Genomic DNA, 15,660 nt, shown 5'->3' with positions numbered 1-15,660 from the left:
AGGGGGTCGCGGGCGCACCCCGCGCGAGGGGGTCGCCCCGGGCGACCCAGCCACCGCGCGGTCCGCTCGCGCCCGCGCCCCCTCTGCGCTCGTGTCTAGAGCTCTTCCGGCGGCAGCTGTGGCGGCAGCTCTTCGATCAGGCCGCCTCCGGCGAGGTTCACGCTGTTCTGGCAGACGGCGGGTACGAAGCTGAGGCCGGTGTTCACGCGGCGCTCGACCTCGAGCACCAGCAGCACCGCGAGCGTCTCGTCGATGAAGGTCGCCGGCGGATCGGTGTAGAAGCTCGTGAAGTCGACCGAGAAGGTCGTGAACGGCGAGATGCCCGCGCCCGCGCCGAGCTCGTTGCTGGCCCCGAAGTCGCTGAGCACGTCGCCGCCTGGCCCGTTGATGACAGGCAGGCTGAGCGGGACGCCCGCCTCGGTGTCGGCCGTGAGCTCGAGGACGCCGCCGACGCGCGGGAACGAGAAGCGCGCGGCGCCCGCGCCTGCGACGGCGGGCAGCTCGCGGCCGAGCGCCGTGAAGTCGATCGACGTGTTCACGGGGTTCAGCATGTAGACCGACGCTCGGCGCACGACCGGCGCGACGTCGTGGCACGACAGGCGCGCGTTGCCGCCCGAGAACGCGTAGAGGTCAGCGGCCTGCACCGCGAGCTCGGCGACGTGGCCGTCCTGCTCGATGCCGCGCCACGCCCGCTCCGACGCCTGCTCCGAGGCGCTCCGGAACTCGTCGCACAGGCCCTCGCACGCCTCGGGATCGCGCGGAAACGCCACCACGACCGTCCGGCGCGCGTCGCTCGGCAGCTCGAACTGCGCCGCCACCAGGCTGTTGCGGGCGCGGACAGCGAAGCGGCGCAGATCGTCCGCGACCTCGTCGAGCGGGGCGGCGAAGCTCACGCCGAGCAGCGCCGCGAGCTGCCCGGCCGCGGAGGCGCGGAGGCCGCCGAGGCCCGCGGGATCGCGCAGCTGGAAGATCGGCGCCGCGTAGTCCGAGAGGATCTCCCGGAGCGACTCGATCGCGGGGCGCAGCTCCACGCCGGCGAGGTCGCGCAGGCGCCAGCGCGGGATGAGGCGCAAGAGGCGCGACGCGGCCTCCGTGTTGCTCAGCTCGTGCTCGAGCGCGAGCAGGTCGAGGCCGATGCGCGCGATGTCGTGCTGGACGCGGTGGATCTCGCCGCGCCGGCCGAGGCTCGCGATCTCCTTCTCGATCCACGCTTCGTAGAGGTTCTTCAGCTCGACCGGCAGGCCTTGCAGGCCGTTGCCCTGCGCGGCGAGCAGGAGGGTGAGCCGGGACCACGCGTCCGCGCGCAGCGCGCCCGCGTCCTGGCTCGTCATGCCGCCCTGGGCGAGGATGTCCGCGGCCTGCGCCTCGATCGCGTCGATCGTCTTGGCCATCCCTGCGCCCAGCGAGCGCGCGACGAGCCCGATGGGCGTGATCACCCGCATGCTCAGCAGGAGGGAGTCGGCGGTCGGGCGCGCGCAGCCGCCCGTGACGTCGTTGACAAGGAAGTGGACGTCGATCTCCGTCTCCATGGCCGGGTCGACCGCCGGCGCCTGGATCGCGTCGCGCGGGTTGACGACGCGCACGTCGAGGATGACGTCCGGCTGGTCGTGCAGGGTGAGCACGGCAAGGAGGCTCCCGACCGGCGCCGCGGGCACCGGCACGATGGGCAGCCGCAGCCCGCCGTTGAAGCTGGCGCTCATGCGCGCGTCGGTGCCGATCGTGTGCGAGGTCCCGTACGAATCGGTCGTACCCCAGCTCTCGCTCGTGCAGCGCCGCTCGGTGTACGAGGCCACGAGGGGCGAGCTGGGCAGCTCCGGGATGCTCGGCGGCCAGGAGGCGCTGAAGCCGGTGCACCGCTCGAACATCTCCAGGCTCGATTCGATCTGCGTGTGGCTCTGGTTCACGCCGTCAGCTTCGTACTGCGTGTTCGACCACGTGATGTAGTAGCCCTCGGGGCCGGCGACGGCGCCGAGCACGTCGATGTCCGCGGCGGCGCCGGTGGGCGAGGCGATCTGGGAGAGGTCGAGCGCGCACGTGGGCGTCCACGTCCGGTCGGGCATGTCGACGTCGAGGATCTCGCCGGGCAAGAGGGTCACCACGGCCGCGTGCATCGAGGGCAGGTCGAGCGCGCCGCCGACGGGGAAGCGCGCGTCGTCCGGGCTGATCTCGACGGGCGGCAGCGTGTCGACCTGGTAGGCGGCGTCGGCGTCGAAGGCGCCCGACGCGATCACGGCCTCGAACGCGCTCATGAAGTCGCCGATCGCGGCGTGCTCCGACGCCTCGCGGGAGCGCAGGCCGTCGAGCCGGCCGAGGAGCGCGCGGGCCTCGTGCACCTGCGACGCCACGCGGTCGAGGACGCTCCGGGTCTCGCCCGCCGCGCGCGTCTGCGCGAGCAGGTCGTTCGTCGTGGCGAGCCGGGCGGCGGCGAAGTCGTCGGCCGCGCCGTCGACCGCGCTGACGCCGTAGTCGATGTACCCGACGAGCTGCTCGCGCTTGAGCACGGCCGAGCTGAGGCGCGCGGGCGACGCGGCGATCAGGCCGGTGGCGGCGTAGCTCGCGGCGGCGCCGCGCGCGGCGCGCACGAGCGCGGCCAGGCCCTCGGCCTCGATCGGCACCTCGGCGTTCGGGTCGGCGAGCGCGGCCAGGGACGAGCCGCCGGCCCTGCTCCAGGCCTCGGCGAGCGCCGCGTGCTGCTGGACCAAGGCCGCGAGGGCGGCGACGAGCGCGGGCTGCTGGCTGCCGAGCGCGCCGGCGTGGCCGAGCACGTCGGCGAGCGCCCCCGCGTCGTCGATGGCGGCGAGGGCGCGCCACGCCTCGGAGGCCGGCGTCGCGAGCGGCGCGCCGCCCGGCGCTGCGGGCGCGCACCCGGCGAACCTGCAGGCGACGTCGTGGATCGGGCTCACCTGCTGGAGGCGATCGAGCGTGCCGCGCAGCGCGTCGCCGACGATGAACAGGAGCGGCGGCGAGGCGATCGGCTTCGAGGGGTGGAACGCGGCGCGGAGCATCGCCCAGTCGACGGCGAGGCCCGAGGCGGCGACGTCGGCGAGGAGCGCGGCCGCGGCGGCGTCGCTGCCGGCGTTCGCGGGCAAGGGCTCGGCCGTCTCGTGGGCTCGCTCCCAGATGCGGCCGGCGAGGGCGCCGCTCTGCGCGCGCACCCAGCCGGGATCCCCGATCGGGGCGACGGCGTCGTACCAGGCGTCGAGGTGGCGGAGGCTCTCGAGCAGATCGTCCTCCAGCCCGCCCGCCGCGCTGTACGTCGACATCGTGCGCTCGATCAGGGTCGCGACGGTCTCCGCGCCGAGCGCGAGCAACGTCCCGCGACAGGCGCTCTCGGGCAGCTCGGGCAGCTCGGCGAGCACGTCGAGGCAATGGGGGAGCTCGGCGCGCACGGCCTCCACGGGGACGTGGGCGGCGTCGAGGTCGGCGCACAGCTGGAGCTGGCTGGCGATGTTCATGCCGCTCGGGCTCACGGCCGACGCGGCGCACGCCGGATCGATCGCGAGCGGGAGCTGGCACGCGGGCGCGCCCGCGAAGGAGCTGTAGAGGAGCTCGATTTGAGCGCGCTCCGACGCGCTGAGCCGGTGGGCGGCGAGCTCGAGGACCAGCTTGAGCCGGGCGGCTTGAGCCTGCGCCACGTGGGCGGGCGCGCCCGCCATCTTGTCGACGAGGCAGGCGGCCATCGCGTGAGCGTCGCTGTCGGCGACGAAGTCGGGGTCATCGCAGGTGAGGCAGACCGGCGCCGAGCTCGGGGGGAACGTCTGGCCGGGGCCGCTCGGCGCGGTCGGCGCCGGCGCGTTGGGTGAAGGCGTGGTCAGCGTGGTGCCCGTCTCGCAGGCGCACTCGTTGGGCCTGTAGTCGTGACAGCCGCATTCGGGGGCTGGCCCGGTGTTGGGCTGCGGGAAGCTCGTGATGTTGAGCTCGCACCTGTAGGTGATCGTCCGTATCCTCTCCAGCGGAAAGCCTCCGCTCTGGGTGGTCCTGTCGCTGAGGATGACGGTCCGCGGCTGCACGTTGAACCGCGAGAGCCACGTGCTGTAATTGGGGCCGGTCGTCGGTACGACGGAGCTCCTGATCGCGTTCTTCCGGTTCGTGGCGAGGTTGCTGCAGATCGTCGTCGTGTCCGGGGGGCAGGTCGTCAGACCGTCATTGGGACCTCCGTACGTCGTCTGGCAGGTCGAGGTGTACTGGGTGCTCGGGCGCTCGACGATGTTCGACTCGTTGATCCCGGCGCCGTAGGTCGTGCAGCTGTTGTAATTCGCGCAGACGCCAGAGTAGCCGCAGATCGCCGGATCCTGGCAGAGGCGCCGCCAGCTGTAGCGCCACGGGCCATCACACGTGCCCGCGGGCGACTCGAGGCCGGCGTCGGCGCACTCCGGGCTCGCCCATGTGGCCTGCGCCCAGGCGGCGTTGCTGAAGAGGAGTGTCGTGAAGGCCAGCGCCAGGAAGATTGTCCGGCGCAGGCGGGGTGGGGGCGAGGTGACGATCGCCCCGCTCGGTCTGGGTCGCAGTCGCGGTTGCAGGCGCAAGTGCATATGTGCGCCACGCTGCAATCCCCGATCCATCGACGGTTGTCTCGGCCGCGCCGCGCTTTCGTGAGGACGAGTCGCCGCGCGGCGCGCGAGCTCGGAGCGCTCTGGGCCGGGGCCGGGCGAGCCGGCGACGGCTGTTGCGCAGACCTCGCGCAAAGGAGCGAAGGCGCGGCCCGACAGATTGCGCAGACCTGGCGCAAAGGAGCGAATGCGCGGCTCGAAGGAGCGATCTTCGCTCGGCGGCCTGCGGGGAGGCGCTGTCGAGCGCCCTGTCTCTCTGGAGGAGACACCTGTTCCTGCCGGGGAACAGCGCTCAATCGAACGGCCAGGGCGTGACCCGCGTCGGGCGCGAAGCGGCGAGTCGCGCCCGATAACGCAGCCGGCGCGTCATGCGCCTGCCGCGCCGACCGGCAGCCGCAGCGCGACCTCGAGCCCGCCGCCGTCCGCGTTCCTCGCCTCGACCTCGCCGCCGTGGATCCGCACCGCCCGCCGCGTGATGGCCAGCCCGATCCCCGTGCCGCCCGCGCCGCGCGCCCTGTGGTCGTCGACCCGGTAGAACGGCCTCCAGATGTCCTCAAGCGCGCCCTCGGGGACGCCCGGGCCGCGATCGCGGACGCGCACCTCGGCCGTCCCGCCGGAGCACTCGAGATCGACGCGGACCGCGGTGCCCGGCTCGGTGAAGCGCACCGCGTTGCGCACGACGTTCTCGATGGCGCGCCGGAGCAGCTCCTCGTTCCCGTCCAGCGAGCACGCGTCGCGCGCCCCGAGCTCGACCGAGCAACCCCGCTGCTCGGCCTCGAACGCGGCGTCCTCGACCAGCTGCTCCAGGAGCGCCGCGAGATCGACCCGCTCGGTGCGCTCCATACCCCGGCCCGACTCCAGGCGGCTCAGCGTGAGCAGCTCGCCGATCATCCCGTTGAGCCGCTCGGTCTCCCGCTCGATCCGGTCGAACGCCGGCTCCACGTCCGGCGGCGAGCGCCGGCGGACGAGCTCGAGCGCGATGTTGAGCCGCGCGAGCGGCGACCGGAGCTCGTGCGAGACGTCGCGCAGGAGCCGGCGCTGCGTCTCCAGGAGCTCGTCGATGCGCTCGGCCATCCGGTCCATGTCGCGCCCGAGCGCCAGCGTCTCGCCGTCCGCGCCCGCGAGCTTCTGCGCGACGCGCACCGAGAGATCGCCCGCGGCCATCCGCTGCGTGGCGCCGCGCAGGATGCGGATCGGACGGGACAGGTACCGCGCGAGGAGCACCGCGACGAGCCCGGTGACGGCGACGATGGCGAGGAGCCGCTGCGGCAACGTCTCCGGCACGATGAAGAACATCCACGGCGACCGGACAGGGCCGGCCGCGACCGCGGCGAGGGCAGGGTCGCGGCGCAGGACGACCGCGACGAGCTCCCGCTCCTCGCCGACCTCGATGGCGATGCCGTCGGCCGAGCGGCGCGCCCTGTCCTCGGCGAGCGGCGCGCCGTCGATGGGCTCGCCCATCACGAGCGCGCCGGCCCGGTAGACCGCGACGCGCTGATCCCGCGGATCGAGCGGCGCGAGGCGCTGCTCGCAGCCGGGGAGCCCGTCCCGCGCGCAGGCGAGCGCGCCCTCCGCCCGGAGCTCGACGCTGCGCGTGTTCAGGCGGCGGCGCAGCCCGCTCGGCTCGGCGGAGAACGCCCAGCCGTGGATCACGGCGAGCAGGCCGACGAGCAGCGCCATGGCGAGCCACAGCGAGACGAGGAGGCGCAAAAAGAGGCTCTTCACGGCCGCCCTCCGGGAAGGAGGCGCTTCACGCGCGCTCCCGCGCGAGGATGTAGCCCGCGTTGCGGACCGTCTTGATGCGCTCGCCGCCGCCAGGCCCAGGCCCGAGCTTGCGGCGGAGGTTCGAGACGTGCATGTCGATGCCGCGGTCGTACGCCGCGAGCCGGCGTCCGAGGACGCGCCGCGCGAGGTCCTCGCGCGAGACCACCGTCCCCGCCTGCCGCGCCAGGACCTCGAGCAGGTCGAACTCGGCCGTCGTGAGCCGGACCTCCTCGCCGCGGACACGGACGCGCCGCGCGGCGGGGAGCACCTCGAGATCGTCGACCGTCAGCGCGCCCTGCGCCTCGGCGGCGGAAGGACCGGCCGCCGCGCCCGGCCCGGCCGCCGCGCCGGCGTGAGAGGCGCGCCGGTGGAGCGCCCGCACGCGGGCGACCAGCTCGCGCGGGTTGAACGGCTTGGGCAGGTAGTCGTCGGCGCCCATCTCGAGGCCGACGATGCGGTCGACGTCCTCGCCCCGCGCGGTGAGCATCAGGACAGGGACCCGCGAGCTCTGCCGCAGCCGCGTGAGGACCTCGAACCCGTTGAGCCCGGGCAGCATCACGTCGAGCACCACGAGCGTGAACGGCTTCTCCCTCTCCTCCTGGGCGCGCGCGAGGCCGGAGATCGCGTCGCGCGCGCTCTCCACGGCGTAACCCTCCTGACCGAGCAGCTCGGCCAGGAGCTCGCAGAGCTCGGCGTCGTCGTCGATGACCAGGATCTGGGGCGGATCCGTCATGTCGCGACTGTAGCGCGGCTGTCGCACCGCCGTGTAAGGCCTGGTCAAGAGGCGTCTTGACGAATCTTTACACGACCAGGACACCTCTTGAGACACTGCCCTCTAGGTTGCGGTGCATGACGTTCACTCGCTCCGTTCCCTTGCCGTGGCTGGCGACTCTCGCCCTCGCCGCCACGTGCTCGCTGAGCGTCGCGGCGCGCGCCGAGACGCTCACCGCCGAGGAGGCGGTACGCCGCGCGGCCTCCCAGAACCCGTCCCTCCGCGCGGCGCTGCTCGAGGCCACCGCGGCGCGGCAGGCCGTCGCCGCCGAGGAGGGCGCCCGCAGGCCCACGCTCTCGGCCTCGGTGACCGGACAGTACCAGGAGTCCTACGGCAGGATCGCCGACGCCAACGGAGGCGCCCCGGGCAATGGATCCGGCGCGCTCCAGCGCTCCGGCGGCGCGTCCGTCGCGTCGAACGCGGCGCTGCGGTACACGACCGACGTCGGGACGAGCCTCGAGGTGGGCGCGTCGGCGCGCTCGCCCGCGGACGGGACCCCGGGGCCGAACTACGGCGCGCAGGCCTACGTCTCGGCGCGGCAGCCGCTCCTGCGGGGGGCCGGGACCGACGCGGTCCTCGCGCCGTACGCGCAGGCGCAGGCGTCGGCCGTCGCCGCGGAGCAAGACCGCGAGCTCGCCGCGAGCCAGACAGCGCTCGACGTGCTCGGGGCGTACTGGGAGCTCTGGTACGCGGAGCAGGCGATCCTCGTGCAGGAGCAGGCGCTCGCGGCCGCAGAGCGGCTGCGAGCGGACGCGAAGGCGCGCGCCGAGACGCTCGGTACCGGCACGAAGGTGGACGTCCTGCGCTTCTCGACCTCGGCCGCGTCGATCGCGGACGCGCTGTCGCAGGCGCGGGCGACGCGCGCGGCGCGGGCCATCGCGCTCGGGCGCGCGCTCGGCATGGCCCCGGCGAGCGCGGCGTCGCTCGCCCCGACCGGCGCGCCGCCGTCGCTCGGGGCCCTGCCGCCGGCCGACGCGCTCGTGCGCGCGGCGAGCGAGCGGTCCCTGGAGCTCGCGGCCCTGCGCGCCGACCTCGACGCGCAGCGCGCGCGGGTGGGCGCGGCGGAGGACGCGGACCAGATCCGCCTCGACCTGTTCGCGACGGCCTCGATGGACGGGCAGTGGGTGCGCGACGGCCTGCCGGGGCTCTCGCTGCCGGGCGGCCGGCCCGCGTTCGGGGTGCTGGGCGGGATCGAGGTCGAGCTGCCGCTCGGCGGCGGGCGGGCCTCCGCGGACGCGGCCCGCGCGCGCACGCAGCTCGCGGCCGCGGAGGCGCGGTACCAGGCGCGCGCCGAGGCGATCGCGGCCGACGTGAGCTCGCTGCGCGCGAGCCTCGAGGCCGCGGCCGATCAGGTCGCGCTGGCCACCGAGACGGCGCGCATGGCGGGCGAGCTGGCCGAGGCCGAGCGCCAGCGGCTCTCGCTCGGGACCGCGACGTCGGCGGACGTGGTGCAGGCGGAGCAGACGCGGAGGGAGGCCGAGCTCCGCAGGCTGCGCGCCGCCGTGACGGAGCTGACGTCGCGCCTCCAGCTCGATCACGAGACGGGCGCGCTGCTCGTCCGCTTCGCGTCGGTGCTGCCCAGGAGGTCGTCATGAACAGGAACAAGAAGCGCTACCTGATGTCCGGCGTGGCCGCGTTGGCCGTGGCGAGCTTCGCGATCGGCGGGTACGCCTGGTACAAGCAGCCCGAGAAGACCCCCGCCGGCCCCACCGTCGAGATCCGCCGCGGGAGCCTGACCGAGACCGCGGCCGCGTCCGGGAAGATCGAGCCCGACGTGCAGGTCGAGGTGAAGTCGCGCGCCCCGGGGCAGGTCATCGAGGTCCTCGTGAAGGAGGGCGATACGGTCGAGGCGGGGCAGCTCCTCGTGCGCCTGGACCCGACGGACGCGGAGCGCGATCTCGCCGCGGCGCGCGTGGCGCGCGACCGCGTGAAGGCCGATCTCGCCGCGGCGAACGCGTCGGTCGCGGTCGCCGAGCTCGAGCGCAAGAACAGCCAGACGAGCCAGGAGGTCGCCGAGAAGAGCGCCGAGATGGGCCTCGGGCCGACCGACGCGGCCCGCACGGCGGCGCACTCGACGAAGGTCGCGGGCGCCAACATCACGCTGCGGCGGGCGCAGCTGAGCTCGACCCAGGCGCAGCTCAAGGCGGCCGAGCTGGCGGTGCAGGACGCCGAGACGCGGCTGAAGGAGACGCAGATCTACGCGCCGATCGCCGGGACGGTGCTCGACGTGGCCGTGGAGAAGGGGACGCTCGTCTCGTCGGCGCTCACCAACGTGAGCGGCGGCAGCGCCGTGATGACGCTCGCCGATCTGTCGAACCTGCGCATCGTCGGCGCGATCGACGAGGCGCAGATCGGGCGCGTCGCGCCGGGCCAGCGGGTCGACATCCGCGTCGACGCCTACGGGGACCGGGTGTTCCAGGGCGTCGTCGACCGGGTGAGCCCGCTCGGCAAGGAGGTGTCGAGCGTCGTGACCTTCGACGTCGAGATCGTCGTCAACGACAAGGACGCGTCGCTGCTCCGGTCGGGGATGAGCGCGGACGTGGAGATCGTGACCGCGGAGCAGAAGGACGTGCTGCTCGTGCCGCTCCTGGCCGTGCAGTCGCAGGGCAAGCGGCGGTTCGTGCGGCTGGCGAGCGGCGAGGAGCGGCCGATCCAGACCGGGGCGACGGACGGCTCGCAGATGGTCGTGACCGCGGGGCTGAGCGAGGGCGACGACGTGCTCGCGAGCGCGCCCGTCTCGAGCGCGGCGGGGCCGCAGGGGCAGGGGCAGGGGCAGCGGCAGGGCGGCGGCCAGAACCCGATGCGGGGGATGGGCATGGGGATGGGCGCCGGCGCCGGTCGAGGAGGGCGCTGAGATGGACGTCCCCGTCCTCGTGAGCGGGCTCTCGAAGGTGTACCACGCCGATCGCGAGGACCTCGCGGTGCGGGCGGTCGACCGGATCGGCTTCGAGGTGCGCCGGGGCGAGTCGGTGGCGATCATCGGGCCCTCCGGCTGCGGGAAGTCGAGCCTGCTGAACATCCTCGGGTGCCTGGATAGGCCGACGGAGGGCACGTACCGGCTCGGGGGGCGCAACGTGGCGGAGCTCGACGACGACGAGCTCGCGGCGCTCAGGAACCGCCACATCGGGTTCGTGTTCCAGAGCTTCAACCTGCTGCCGCGGATGACGGCGGCGGAGAACGTCGAGCTGCCGCTGCTCTACGGGGCGGTGAAGAACAGCCGCGCGCTCGCGGAGGGCGCGCTCGATCGCGTGGGGCTCGCGGCGCGCGCGCGGCACTTGCCGTCGGAGCTCTCCGGCGGGCAGCGGCAGCGCGTGGCGATCGCGCGGGCGATCGTGACGCGGCCGTCGATCCTGCTGTGCGACGAGCCGACGGGCGCGCTCGACAGCAAGACGGGGCGCGACGTGCTGGAGCTGCTCCTGTCGCTGAACGCGGACGGGACGACGCTGATCATGGTGACCCACGACCTCGCCGTGGCGCGGTCGCTCTCGCGCGCCATCCACATGAGGGACGGGCACATCGTGGCCGACGGGCCTTCGGCCGACGTGGTGTCGGCGTTCCACGCGGGCGAGATGGAGGCGGCATGCTGATCAAGGAGACGGCGAAGAGCGCGTGGCGCTCGCTCGCCTCGAACCGCCTGCGCACGCTGCTGACGATGCTCGGCATGATCATCGGGACCGCGGCGGTCGTGGCGGTGCTCGGGATCGGGGAGGGCGCGCGCAGCAGCGTCGAGGGGCGGATCCGGTCGCTCGGCGCGAACCTGCTGATGGTGCGCCCGGGTTCCGCGTCGGCGAGCGGGGTCCGGTCGGGCACGGTGAAGACGCTGACCGAGGGCGACGCCGAGGCGCTCAAGGGGCTCGACGGCGTGGCGGCGGTCGCGCCGGAGCGGAGCGGCAGCGCGCAGCTGCGGTACATGGCGAGCAACCTGAACGCGTCCGTGACGGGGATCACGCCGGCGTACCTCGAGGTCCGCTCGCTCTCGGTGGCGAGCGGCGTCTCGTTCTCCGACCTGGACGAGCAGCAGCGGGCGCGCGTCGTCGTGCTCGGGGCAAACGTCGCGCGGCAGCTCTATCCGGGGGGGTCGCCGCTCGGGACGCGGCTCCAGATCAACGGGAACGCGTTCCGGGTGGTCGGGGTGCTGGCGGAGAAGGGGTCGGGCATGGGCTCGCCGGACGACGGGGTGTTCGTGCCGCTGTCGACGCACCGGTCGGTGCTGTTCGGGCAGGATCACCTGTCGACGATCTCGCTGCAGCTGGCGAGCGAGGAGCGGTCGGACACGGTGATCGCGCAGCTCGAGCAGCTGCTGCGCCTGCGCCACCGGCTGCGCGCGGATCAGCCGAGCGATTTCGAGGTGCGGTCGCAGGCCGAGATGCTGGCGACGATGGGGCAGATCACGGGCACCTTCACGATGCTGCTCGGCAGCGTGGCGGCGGTGTCCCTCATCGTGGGGGGCATCGGGATCATGAACATCATGCTGGTCTCGGTGCGGGAGCGGACGCGCGAGATCGGCGTGCGGATGGCGGTGGGTGCGCGGCGCGGGGACATCCTGCGGCAGTTCCTTGTCGAGGCGGTCGTTGTGTCGCTCGCGGGCGGCGTGGCCGGGGTGGGCCTCGGGTACGGGGCGGCGGTGCTGCTGTCGCGGTTCGGGGAGTGGGCCACCATCGTGCCGACGTACGCGGTCGGGCTGGCGCTCGGCGTGTCGATCCTCATCGGGATCACGTTCGGCGTGGGGCCGGCGAGGCGCGCGTCGAGGCTCGATCCGGTGGAGGCGCTGCGGTTCGAGTGAGCGGCAATGGGGGCGGCGCGGGTTGAAGCGGCGAGTCCAGGGCGTGCTGGACGATCAACCAACATGACCAAACCACATGACCGCCGGTCGTCGTCCCGAGAACCGAACTCGCTGGCCTGACGGAGACTCGTTCCCGCCGCCCGCGCCCATCGCGAGGGAATGCAGACGCCGCTGGTTCTGGGCCGCTCATCGCTCCACGCACACCCGAACCCACGCCGCTGCGCGGCGGTCCGTTCTGGCCGATCACGCAGGATTCGCCGGCGCAGCGCTGAGCTCGCCATTGCTTTTCAGTGCCGGCGCGCCGCCGGCTCGCTATCCTGTGGTGGGATGGATGTCCTGCTGCAGAACGACCACCTGACGGTCACGCTCGATCAGGAGATGTCGATCGTCCGCAGCATCCGCTCCGAGTTCCCCTATCCGTCTCCCGACGATTTCATCCGGGTCCACTCCGAGGCGCTCAAGGTCTACGAGTCGCTCGATCGCTGGTGTCTCGGCCACCTGCTCGACCTCCGCCGGGCTCCGATGAACAACGATCCGGCGTTCGAGGCTGCGACGATGCGTACGCGCAGCATGCTCGTCAGCGAGTTCGCCTGCGTCGCCATCGTCGTGCGGACGGCGGTCGGCGCCCTCCAGGTGAACCGGCTCCTACGTGAGGAGAACAACGACCATGTCGTCGTGCTTCAGGACGATGACACCGCGGTGGGATATCTGCTCGAGGAGCTCGGAAAGCAGGTGCGCCGGTCCAGCGCGCCGCCGCACAGCCGGCCCCGGAGCTCCCCTACCCATCCCTGGATGCGCCCCGCCAGGCAGCGCTGAGCCCGAGCAGCACGGCGACGTGAAGGCCGCTCCGGCGCTCGGAGCGAGGGCGCCTGTCGCGGCGCTTCTCGTGAGCGCGCCTGTCGCGGCGCTTCTCGTGAGCGCGCTGGGCGTCTAGACTCCCAGGGTGCGCGCCGATCGCAGCACGTGCCCGCGATGCGGCCTCCTGATCAACGCCGAGGGGCGCTGTTACCCCGGCTGCCAGGGGCCGCTCGCCACCGTGCGCTGCGGCGGCTGCTACCAGCTGAACCTCCCCGACGCGGAGCGCTGCGACGGGTGCGGGCACGAGCTCGGCCTGGAGCCCATCCCCGAGCCCGACGCGCTCCTCTGCTCCGATTGCGGCGTGCCCTTCTCGGCGTTCCGCGCCGCGGCGGGCCTCCTGCGCGACTGCGGCCGGTGCGGCGGCCAGCTCGTCGACAACGCGCTCTTGCGGGACCTCCTGGAGCGCCGGGAGAGCTATGGGACGAGCGCGCCGAGGCCGCCGCGGCGGCCGGAGCACGTCGACGTCCGCGTGCGCTACGTCCGGTGCCCGGCGTGCGGCCAGCCGATGAACCGCAAGAACTTCGCCGGCAGGAGCGGCATCATCGTCGACATCTGCAGGGAACACGGCACCTGGTTCGACCGGGGCGAGCTCCCGCAGCTCCTCGCCTTCGCCGCGTCGGGCGGCACCGCGAGGGCGCGGCAGCAGCAGATCGAGGAAGAGGCGCGGTCGCGCCGGGAGGCCGAGATCGCCAGGGAGGCGGCGCGTCGGGCGAGCGCCGTCGTGGCTGCCTCGTCCTGGGAATCCCGCTGGAACGGCCGGCGGGCCGCCGTGCAGGAGCTGCTCGAGCTCTTATGGCAGATCACCCGCTGAGTGTCCGCGCGCGCCGACCGCGCCGGTGAAGAGACGTTAAGGGGCGTGCAGGACGGACTGGGGCGTCGTATGACGTGCCGCCACGCCATGACGTCCCTCGACCAGCGCCTGTCGGCGCTCGATCTGTCCGTCCTGCCGACCTGGGTCTACGACCACGGCCGGCACCGGTTCCCCTGGGTGAACGCGAAGGCCATCCCGTTCTGGCACGCGACGGATCGCGCCGAGCTGCTCTCCCGCGACCTCTCGGACCTGTCGCCGGCCGTCCGCGCGCGGCTCGACGGCTACCTCCGCGTCCTCGCGGAAGGGGAGACGGTGCTGGAGGACTGGACGCTCTACCCGCGCGGGACGCCCGCGACCGTGACGCTCCACGGGCAGCCGATCGACCTCGATGACGGGCGGCTCGCGATCCTGTTCCAGGCGCTCCCTCAGGCCGCCAGCGTCGGCGCCTCGATGGTGCGGGGCGTGGAGGCGGTCCGCCACTCGTCGGTGCTGGTCAGCCTCGTCGACCGGGAGGGGACGGTGCTCTTCCACAACCCCGCGGCGCTGCGCGCCCTCGGCGACGCGCCGACGATCGACGCGGCGTTCCCGGACGAGGGCGTGAGCGCGAAGGTGCGCGGCGCGATCGACGCCGAGGCGGCGTGGGCAGGGGAAGTGCGGGTCGTCACGACCGACGGCGAGCGGTGGCACCAGGTGGAGGCGCGCCCCACGACCGATCCCGTGACCGGCGCGCGCGCGGTGCTCGTGCAGCAGCTCGACGTCACGGCGCAGCGGCGCGCCGAGGGGCAGGTCGAGGAGCAGGGCCGGCTCATCGACCAGCTGAACCGCTCGCTCGCCCTCGTGGAGGAGCAACGGCGGCAGATCCTGAACCTCTCCGCGCCGATCCTCGACGTCGGCCGGGGCACGCTCGCGGTGCCGCTCATCGGGCGGCTCGACGCGGAGCGCGGCGGCGAGCTCGGAGAGCGGCTCCTCCCCGCGATCGTGGCGCAGCGGGCGTCCCACGTGGTCCTCGACGTCACCGGCGCGGAGGCGCTCGATCCGGACGGCGCCGCGGCCCTGGAGCGGCTGGCGCACGCGATCCAGCTGCTCGGCTCCAGGCCGATCCTCACCGGCGTCCGCCCGGAGGTCGCGCGCGCGCTCGTCGACGTCGACCTCGGCGAGGAGCTGCTCGTCCTGCGCAGCCTCGGCCGCGGCCTGGAGTTCAGCCGGAAGCGCGCTGCGGCGCGGCGCCGGGCGTAGAGGCGCCGGCGCGCGCGGCGCCGCCCGGAGCGGCGTCCCCGCGGCGCCTGCGCCCGCCGCAGCGCTTTCGAGCTGCCAGGCCGGGCGGCCTCTGCCATAAGAGGCCGCCATGAAGCTTGAAATTAACGGAAAGTGGGCGCTTGTCACCGGCGCGAGCCGGGGTATCGGAAAGCGGATCGCGCGCGGCCTCGCGGACCTCGGCTGCAACGTCGTCCTGCACAGCCGCGACGCGGCGCACACGCGCGAGCTCGAAGGGGAGCTCGCCGGCAAGGGGATCCGGGTGAGCGCGGTCTCGGGCGAGCTGTCGGATCAGGCGGCGGTCGACCGCATGCTGGACGACGCCATCGCGGCGTCGGGCGGGATCGACCTCCTGTTCAACAACGCCGCCATCATGACGCCGTTCCGCGCCTCGCACCTGCAGACGCCGGCGGACGATTACCGGCTCAGCTTCGAGGTGAACGTCATCAGCCCGATACGGATCACGTACCGGCTGCTGCCGACGATGCTGGAGCGGCGGTTCGGGCGAATCGTGCAGGTGACCTCCGGGATCCAGGATCAGCCCGAGCTGATGGCCTACGCGGCGTCGAAGGCCGCGCTCGACAAGTTCGTGCGCGACATGGCGCCTTCGCTCCGTGGCACGGGCGTGCTGATGAACCTCCTCGACCCGGGGTGGCTGCGGACCGATCTCGGCGGGCCGAAGGCGCCGAACGACGTCGAGTCGGTGCTGCCTGGGGCGCTCGTCCCGGCGCTGGTCGACGGCGAGGTCCACGGGGTGCTCTTCCGCGCGCAGGACTACGCGCGTCCCGCCGCGCGCTGACACGCGCGGGGCGTGCTTCTGACGACCGCGCGCCCCGTGTGAATCGCGCCGGCTCGACAAGTTGTGCCG

General features: G+C 73.6%; 11 protein-coding genes. 8 read left to right on the top strand and 3 right to left on the bottom strand.

What is annotated here, in order from left to right; translation table 11 throughout:
- Positions 1-95 precede the first annotated feature (95 nt).
- The 3 genes from WMF45_RS27190 to WMF45_RS27180 form a co-directional block, all read right to left on the bottom strand.
- Entirely contained in the window at positions 96-4,526 is a 4,431-nt protein-coding gene (locus WMF45_RS27190) for a hypothetical protein (RefSeq protein ID WP_437707383.1), read from the bottom strand.
- 390 nt (positions 4,527-4,916) lie between these two features.
- Entirely contained in the window at positions 4,917-6,275 is a 1,359-nt protein-coding gene (locus WMF45_RS27185; RefSeq protein ID WP_437707382.1) for an ATP-binding protein, read from the bottom strand.
- Positions 6,276-6,300: 25 nt separating this feature from the next.
- On the bottom strand, positions 6,301-7,047 hold the full coding sequence (locus WMF45_RS27180) for a response regulator transcription factor (protein WP_437707381.1): 747 nt from the start codon (positions 7,045-7,047) through the stop codon (positions 6,301-6,303).
- A 116-nt stretch (positions 7,048-7,163) separates the two neighbouring features.
- Here WMF45_RS27180 and WMF45_RS27175 point away from each other — a divergent pair, with 116 nt between their 5' ends.
- From WMF45_RS27175 to WMF45_RS27140, 8 genes are all read left to right on the top strand, one after another.
- Positions 7,164-8,681: a TolC family protein gene (locus tag WMF45_RS27175; protein ID WP_437707380.1), complete on the top strand. Its 1,518-nt coding sequence runs from the start codon at positions 7,164-7,166 to the stop codon at positions 8,679-8,681.
- Positions 8,678-9,940 (top strand): efflux RND transporter periplasmic adaptor subunit, encoded by a 1,263-nt coding sequence (locus tag WMF45_RS27170; RefSeq protein WP_437707379.1) that lies wholly within the window; start codon positions 8,678-8,680, stop codon positions 9,938-9,940. The genes WMF45_RS27175 and WMF45_RS27170 overlap by 4 nt, the downstream gene beginning before the upstream one ends.
- Before the next feature lies 1 nt (position 9,941).
- Entirely contained in the window at positions 9,942-10,673 is a 732-nt protein-coding gene (locus tag WMF45_RS27165) for an ABC transporter ATP-binding protein (RefSeq protein ID WP_437707378.1), read from the top strand.
- Positions 10,667-11,869 carry an ABC transporter permease gene (locus WMF45_RS27160; RefSeq protein ID WP_437707377.1) on the top strand — a complete coding sequence of 401 codons (1,203 nt, stop codon included), beginning with the start codon at positions 10,667-10,669 and terminating at the stop codon, positions 11,867-11,869. The genes WMF45_RS27165 and WMF45_RS27160 overlap by 7 nt, the downstream gene beginning before the upstream one ends.
- A gap of 327 nt (positions 11,870-12,196) precedes the next feature.
- The gene (locus WMF45_RS27155) at positions 12,197-12,685 is read left to right on the top strand and encodes a hypothetical protein (protein ID WP_437707376.1); all 489 of its coding nucleotides are present in this window, start codon (positions 12,197-12,199) and stop codon (positions 12,683-12,685) included.
- Between the two features lie 127 nt (positions 12,686-12,812).
- Positions 12,813-13,538, top strand: coding sequence for a zf-TFIIB domain-containing protein (locus WMF45_RS27150; RefSeq protein WP_437707375.1), 726 nt, complete (start codon positions 12,813-12,815; stop codon positions 13,536-13,538).
- An 87-nt stretch (positions 13,539-13,625) separates the two neighbouring features.
- The gene (locus WMF45_RS27145) at positions 13,626-14,774 is read left to right on the top strand and encodes a PAS domain-containing protein (RefSeq protein ID WP_437707374.1); all 1,149 of its coding nucleotides are present in this window, start codon (positions 13,626-13,628) and stop codon (positions 14,772-14,774) included.
- Between the two features lie 109 nt (positions 14,775-14,883).
- Complete coding sequence (locus WMF45_RS27140; RefSeq protein WP_437707373.1) at positions 14,884-15,591, top strand: SDR family NAD(P)-dependent oxidoreductase; 708 nt, start codon at positions 14,884-14,886, stop codon at positions 15,589-15,591.
- Positions 15,592-15,660: the final 69 nt, after the last annotated feature.

The organism is Sorangium sp. So ce448 (genome assembly GCF_051520915.1).
Classification (GTDB): domain Bacteria; phylum Myxococcota_A; class Polyangia; order Polyangiales; family Polyangiaceae; genus Sorangium; species Sorangium cellulosum_B.
This window is presented reverse-complemented; position numbering and strand designations above follow the sequence as displayed.

Excerpts from the sequence above, each read along its gene's own strand:
- WMF45_RS27180 (WP_437707381.1), bottom strand. The coding sequence starts at position 7,047 with ATGACGGATCCGCCCCAGATCCTGGTCATCGACGACGACGCCGAGCTC.
- WMF45_RS27175 (WP_437707380.1), top strand. The coding sequence starts at position 7,164 with ATGACGTTCACTCGCTCCGTTCCCTTGCCGTGGCTGGCGACTCTCGCC.
- WMF45_RS27170 (WP_437707379.1), top strand. The coding sequence starts at position 8,678 with ATGAACAGGAACAAGAAGCGCTACCTGATGTCCGGCGTGGCCGCGTTG.
- WMF45_RS27165 (WP_437707378.1), top strand. The coding sequence starts at position 9,942 with ATGGACGTCCCCGTCCTCGTGAGCGGGCTCTCGAAGGTGTACCACGCC.
- WMF45_RS27160 (WP_437707377.1), top strand. The coding sequence starts at position 10,667 with ATGCTGATCAAGGAGACGGCGAAGAGCGCGTGGCGCTCGCTCGCCTCG.
- WMF45_RS27155 (WP_437707376.1), top strand. The coding sequence starts at position 12,197 with ATGGATGTCCTGCTGCAGAACGACCACCTGACGGTCACGCTCGATCAG.
- WMF45_RS27145 (WP_437707374.1), top strand. The coding sequence starts at position 13,626 with ATGACGTCCCTCGACCAGCGCCTGTCGGCGCTCGATCTGTCCGTCCTG.
- WMF45_RS27140 (WP_437707373.1), top strand. The coding sequence starts at position 14,884 with ATGAAGCTTGAAATTAACGGAAAGTGGGCGCTTGTCACCGGCGCGAGC.